The 6,274-nt window shown below is 57.4% G+C and carries 5 protein-coding genes and 1 tRNA gene; 5 read left to right on the forward strand and 1 reads right to left on the reverse strand.

The features are described 5' to 3' along the window. Together B4F73_RS16550 and B4F73_RS16555 are read left to right on the forward strand one after the other, a co-directional pair. The coding region (locus B4F73_RS16550) for a replication-associated recombination protein A (RefSeq protein WP_349679584.1) at window positions 1–1,223 on the forward strand (1,223 nt) is incomplete at its 5' end. Window positions 1,224–1,226: 3 nt separating this feature from the next. Then, the gene (locus tag B4F73_RS16555) at window positions 1,227–1,955 is read left to right on the forward strand and encodes an RluA family pseudouridine synthase (protein ID WP_290483825.1); all 729 of its coding nucleotides are present in this window, start codon (window positions 1,227–1,229) and stop codon (window positions 1,953–1,955) included. A gap of 61 nt (window positions 1,956–2,016) precedes the next feature. Here B4F73_RS16555 and sppA read toward each other — a convergent pair whose 3' ends face one another. After that, window positions 2,017–3,789, reverse strand: coding sequence for a signal peptide peptidase SppA (sppA, locus tag B4F73_RS16560; RefSeq protein ID WP_290483826.1), 1,773 nt, complete (start codon window positions 3,787–3,789; stop codon window positions 2,017–2,019). Between the two features lie 203 nt (window positions 3,790–3,992). Here sppA and B4F73_RS16565 point away from each other — a divergent pair. From B4F73_RS16565 to B4F73_RS16575, 3 genes are all read left to right on the forward strand, one after another. Further along, a tRNA-Gln gene (locus B4F73_RS16565) sits at window positions 3,993–4,067 on the forward strand. A gap of 407 nt (window positions 4,068–4,474) precedes the next feature. After that, window positions 4,475–5,242, forward strand: coding sequence for a DUF3450 domain-containing protein (locus tag B4F73_RS16570; protein ID WP_034815659.1), 768 nt, complete (start codon window positions 4,475–4,477; stop codon window positions 5,240–5,242). Window positions 5,243–5,275: 33 nt separating this feature from the next. Then, window positions 5,276–6,274 (forward strand): biopolymer transporter ExbB (locus tag B4F73_RS16575; protein ID WP_290483827.1); only part of this gene is annotated, 999 nt, incomplete at its 3' end.

Consider the following 6,274-nt stretch of genomic DNA (forward strand, 5'->3'; position numbering starts at 1 on the left):
ACGTGGTCGGGCAGGATCACCTGCTTGGGCCTGACGGACCCTTGCGGCGCATGCTGGAGGCTGGCCGGTTATCGTCCATCATATTCTGGGGGCCACCTGGCGTCGGCAAGACGACCATTGCGCGGTTGCTCGCCAGCGAAACTGATTTGGAATTCGAGGCAATCAGCGCCATTTTTTCCGGCGTGAAAGATCTGCGGGCCGCCTTTGAGCGCGCGGAAGCACGGCGTTCGACCGGGAAGGGAACCTTGCTGTTCGTTGACGAAATTCACAGGTTCAACAAAGCCCAGCAGGACGGCTTCCTACCTTTTGTCGAAGGGGGCGTCGTGACATTGGTCGGGGCGACCACCGAGAATCCGAGCTTTGAAATCAATGGTGCGCTCCTGTCGCGCTGTCAGGTCATGGTGCTCAAACGCCTGGACGAGAAAGGTCTCAGTCTCTTGATTGATCGCGCCGAGGCCATGGAGGAGCAGAAGCTTCCGGTGGAGCCTGCAGCGCGCGACGCGCTAATCGATATGGCCGATGGCGACGGGCGATACCTGCTGAACCTCGTGGAACAAGTCTATACTTTTGCCGGTAAGGGCGAGCCGCTGACGGTCGCGGCAATGTCGGCCGCGCTTCAGAAGCGTGCGCCGGCCTATGACAAGTCCGGCGAGGGACACTACAATCTTATCTCTGCGCTTCACAAATCTGTGCGCGGATCAGATCCAGATGCCGCGATGTACTGGTTTGCACGCATGCTGGAAGGTGGCGAAGATCCGCGTTTCCTTGCGCGCCGTCTGGTCGTGATGGCCAGCGAGGATATCGGACTTGCTGATCCGACTGCCATGATGGTGGCTGGTGAGGCGGCGCGTGCATTCGAGCGTCTGGGTGAGCCGGAGGGATTGATCCCCTTGGCGCATTGCGTCGTGCATCTCGCCACAGCGCCGAAGTCTAATGCAGCCTATATGGCGCTGAAGAAGGCGCGCGCCGCCGCCAGAGAGACCGGAAGCCTCATGCCACCCAAGGCCATTTTGAATGCGCCGACTAGCATGATGAAGGATCAGGGATATGGCGATGGCTATATTTATGATCATGATACGGAAGAGGGTGTCTCCGGACAGAATTACTTCCCGGATGAAATGCCCCGGCCAGTTTTCTATGAACCAAAAGGCCATGGGCGCGAACGAGCCGTGATGGAACGCATGAGGTTTGTTGCAGAAATCAGGGATCGAAATCGTCGATAGCCCATGAAGAACCGGTCGCTCCCCAATATCAGCGTTGAAGATCGAGCATATGCTGAGAGCCTCGTCATATTCGAGGACAGTCAGGTAATTGTGTTCGACAAGCCATCGGGTCTGGCAGTTCAGGGCGGGGGCGGCATCTCCCGATCACTTGATGACCTGCTCATCGCGTTTGCCAAATCGAATGGGAAGAAGCCGCGGCTCGTGCACCGTCTTGATCGGGGAACTTCGGGCGTGGTCATTGTTGCGCGAACCAAGCCGGCTGCTGCATTTCTTTCTGAAGAGTTTGCCGCTCGCCAAGCCACGAAAACGTATCTGGCCATTGTATCTGGGAAACTGCCCGTTGATGTCGAAGGGGTGTTTGACCAGCCTTTGGTGAAGGTCGAGGAGGGGGGGCGTCCTCGCATGCTGATTGCTAAAGCTGAGCGAAAGGGTGCTCAAAAGGCGCTGACGGGCTGGCGCATCCGGGCTCGCCACGGCGATTACGCGCTATTCGAATTGAAACCTGAAACGGGCCGGATGCACCAGATCCGTGCACACTTGCTGGGCGCGGGATGTCCGATCCTTGGCGACCACTTGTACGGAACAGGCGCGCAGTCAGCGGAGCGTCTGATGCTGCATGCGCAGTCGCTCGAGATTGGGCTTCCGGATGGAACAAGAAAATTATTCTCTGCGCCGCCGCCCGAAAGTTTCGTGAAAATGGCGATGCAGATAGGACTGAGTCTTCCTGATTAGCTGGCCACGAAAAAGGCCCTCCGTTTCCGAAGGGCCTTGCTCATTTTAAATGGTCGTCGCGTTACCTCTCGCGGAAGCGCGGTATAACAGCCTGCGTCTGACCGGAGTTCACCGCTTCTGCTGCGGCGAGCTGCTCTAGCAAGGACTGAACGTTCTTGTCGTCGGCAAGGCGGTTCAACATGATCGCGGCTTCGGCACCTTCAGCCGACACGCCGAACAGGCTTTCAAGGGCTTCAAGCCCTGTCGGACGATGAGGGTAATAGACGAGGCGCGGTGTGACGTCAGCTTCGATGTCAGCGAGCTCTTTGGCTTTTTCGATGGCGTCGATGAACGTGCCCAACTCATCAACCAGGCCCACTTCAAGCGCATCTTCGCCGCTCCAAATTCGACCACGGGCAACTTCGTGCACTTCATCATACGTCATGCCACGACCGTCGGCGACGATGCCGAGGAACCGATCATAGCCGCGTTTCAGCATGTCCTTGACGGCGGCTTCCTGAGTTTCGGTGAACGTGTCAGCTCCGTAGGCATCCGCAAACTCACCTCCGACACTCACGCGGTCAAATGTGATTCCTAGTTTGTTCAGTCCGCCCTCGATTGCGAACTTGCCACCATAAATGCCGATCGAGCCGGTGATGGTTGCACGATTGGCAATGATGTAGTCGGCCCCTGCGGACACATAGTATCCGCCGGAAGCAGCAAGCGAGCCCATTGATACGATCACAGGCTTCCCATCAGCCTGAACCCGCTCAATGGCATTCCAGATCTGGTCCGCTGCGACGGGGGATCCCCCTGGGCTGTCGACACGGAAGACGATGGCTTTGATCTTTTCATTCTTGCCAGCGTCGAGGATGGCGCGGGCGATATTGTCCGAAGCAAAACCGGGCGGGGAGGAGAAGGGCGAGTTGCCATCTCCGCCGCCTGTGACAACAGCGCCTTCACCACCAACGATGGCGATTTGTGGTGCCCGCAAGCTCGGGGCGGGTGCTGCATAATAGGCAAGGTCGACGAGTTCAGCATCATCGCCCGCTTTTTCCAGGGCGGCTTCGGAGGCTTGTTCCGGATAGCCTGTCTTATCCAGCAGCTTCAGTTCGATGGCTTTCTCCGCTGGGATTGGTCCGCTCTCAAGAGCCGTTCGGACACTGGCAGCATTCAGTGCGCGGTCTGCTGCGATGTCGCCCAAGGCGACGGTCCAGACCGACTCAGCCAGAGTGGCCAGCGCAAGCTTGTGCGGCTCGGTATACTCGGTCTTGTTGTAGGAGTTCGGGGCGTTCTTGTATTCGTAGAACGGATAGATTTCAGGTGTCACGCCGATCTTGTCGAACAGCCCCTTGAAGAACTCCGTTTCGAACGTCAGCCCAGGGACGACCAGGTCGGAACCCGGTTGCATCCAGATTTCATCGGCTGCGGAGATCGACCAATAGGCCGACGGACCGCTGACGCCCAGGGTGCCCTGTGAGTGGGCGATGACGAACTTGCCCTGATCGCGAAAACTCTGGATCGCCTGGCGCAACTCTTCGGCGCGTGCGCTGCCAGTCCCGATGAATGCACCTCGGATGAACAGACCTTTTACATGATCATCGGTTTCGGCCGCTTTCAACTTGGTCAGCAGATCGATGAAACCGGGCGTACCGGACAAGGCAGCAAAACCGCCTGTTGGCGCCTGGTCGGAAATTTCCGAGTTCAGGTCGAGGGACAGGACAACTGCGTCCGGGCGCTCAGGTTTTGAGCTTGATGCCCCAACAATGAGCAACATAAGAAAAGAAAACATCAGGAAGATGAAAATGAACATGGCGGCAAGAGCGCCTGCCATGGAAAGGAAAAAGGTCTTCATGTATGAACGGTCTCCATGCACACGGTCTGGGAGTCGTGTCTTTCTGTAAAACGATATTGCCGATTATCGATAAAAAGTAAAGGCGAGCATTTCAGCACCTGTGAAATTATCGCCGATCATCGCGTTCCCTGCACAAATCCGCTGCTAAGGATGAGATCGGGTGTTGCCAGCAACGGCAAGAGTGGCTATCTCGGCGCCTTCATTGGGGTGTCGCCAAGTGGTAAGGCACCGGTTTTTGGTATCGGCATTCCCAGGTTCGAATCCTGGCACCCCAGCCATCGTCTTCCAGATCGCCGACCATGCGGGAAGACAACGCGAGACAAATTTGATCGTTACTGTATCACGCCGGTTGCCAATAGGCGCGCGCCCGATATTTTCCTTACTGAATCGTAAAGCATCTTATTGATCCCCGAATTCAGGGTTGTTAGCCTTGAGGATCAAAAGTAAGGGCGTTGCGTACCCGGCGTCTGAGTGGCAAAGGGTATAAACAGAGAGCGGCCCACGCTCCAAAGCTCAGGGGAGAGGTCGGGCGTCTCTACGCCTTTCGGCTTCCACTAGACTACCAGGCCAATTGTGTGTGTGGCCATGGCATTGAAACCGGGACGTCCTCATGAGCAGGGCGCCTGACTGTCGATTTTTACGCGCAATACCTGCGCGACCGTTTGGAGAGTGAGAGGCAAACCTCATGAAGAAACTTCTGTCACCAGCTCGCGGCGTTCTCGCCGCTGCGCTGATTGCGGGCTTGGCCATGCCGGCCCAGGCCCAATTGCGCGAAGCGCTCAATACCGGCGAGCAGGCCACCCGGCGCGCCGAGCAAGTTCAGGATCAGATCAACCAGCTGGACGATGAGCGTACGGACATGGTGCGTGAATACCGCTCCCTGCTTCAGCGCCGTGACGCTGCTGACCTGTACGCCAAGCAACAGGCGCTCGTTGTAAAAAGCCAGGAAGAAGAGATCGAATCTCTGACCGAACAACTTGGTTCGATCGACGACATCACCGCCCAGACGGTTCCGATGCTTCTCGAAATGATCGAAAACCTGAAGGCATTCGTCGCTGCTGACCTCCCATTCAAGCAGGAAGAACGCACGACGCGCCTTGAGGGCCTCGACGCCGTCATGGAAACGCCGAACGTCACGCCAGCTGAACAGTATCGCCTGATCATGGATGCCTATCAGGCGGAAATGGAATACGGCCGCACGATCAGCACCTGGCAGGAAGAGATCACGCTGGACGGTAACCCGACCACGGTGGACATGTTCCTGTATGGGCGCGTTGCGCTCGTTTATGCTGCACCAAACGGCGACGCTGCTCGGTACAACCGCACGACCGGTGAGTGGGAAGAGATCAAGGGCGGTTATGCTGCCGATATCGACAAGGCGATCCGCGTTGCACAGGCAAAAGCCCAGCAAGACGTTCTGTTCGCCCCGGTTCAGAAGTTCTCCGTCGAGTAGTCGGCAGGCACCAGAGAATTAAGAGGTAATATAATGTTGAAGTTCAATTCCTCGCTGAAGGCTCTCGGTGCAGCTACGCTGCTCGGCCTCGGCTCAATCGCGGTGTCCGCTCCGGCCTCCGCTCAATCACTCCAGGATGTTCTTGCCAAAGTCCGTCAGGACTCCAGCCAGATGTCTGCTGAAGACCAGCAGCGCCTGCGGGAATTCCAGGCTGATACTGCAGCTCAATCCCAGAAGATGGCGGACGCCCGTGGCGCTCTTGCGGCTGCAGAATCTCGCGGCCGCGCTCTGAGCGCTCAGTTTGATGCCAACGAGGCAACGCTTGCTGACCTCGAAGCTCAGGTTTCTGAGCAGGCAGGTGACTTCCAGGAACTGCTTGGTCAGTTCCGGTCCGCAGCTGGCGAAACCATGCCGGAAATTGCGAACTCCTTCGCCAACTTCGATTATCAGGGCCGCGTTGAGGGCATCGCTGAAATCGCTGAGGCTCGTACGCTTCCGAACCGCGCGCAACTTGAGCGTCTTCCGGAAGCCATGATCCAGGAAATGGTTGCTCAGTCCGAAGTAAAGTCGTTCACCGCAATGGTTGATGGCATTGGCCCGGACGCGTCGAACGCAGAAGCTGATGTGATGCGCGTTGGCGTCTTCACCGCGGCGACCGTAGACGGCACAAAATTTGTTGAAGTGAAGAAAAAGGACAATGGAGACACGTTCCTCCAGGCGTTCAAAAAGCAGCCTTCCGGTGCTTTCGCATCTTCGATGAACAGCCTTGTCAAAGCGGGCCCGGACCAAATCGTTCGTGCGCCGGTTGACCCATCCAAGGGTAACTTGTTCGGCATTCTGGGCGACCTGCCAGAATTCGGCGATCGCCTGAAGCAGGGTGGCCCTGTTGGTGCTGTTATCATGGCGCTTCTGGCTGTTGGCCTGCTGCTCGGTCTCTACAAGATGTTCACGCTCTTCACGATGGGCGGAGCCATGCGCAAGACGGCGAAAACCCGTCAGGCTGGCGACGGCAACCCACTGGCTCGCGTGTTT

Source organism: Hyphomonas sp. UBA3601, from assembly GCF_002375605.1.
Lineage (GTDB): Bacteria > Pseudomonadota > Alphaproteobacteria > Caulobacterales > Hyphomonadaceae > Hyphomonas.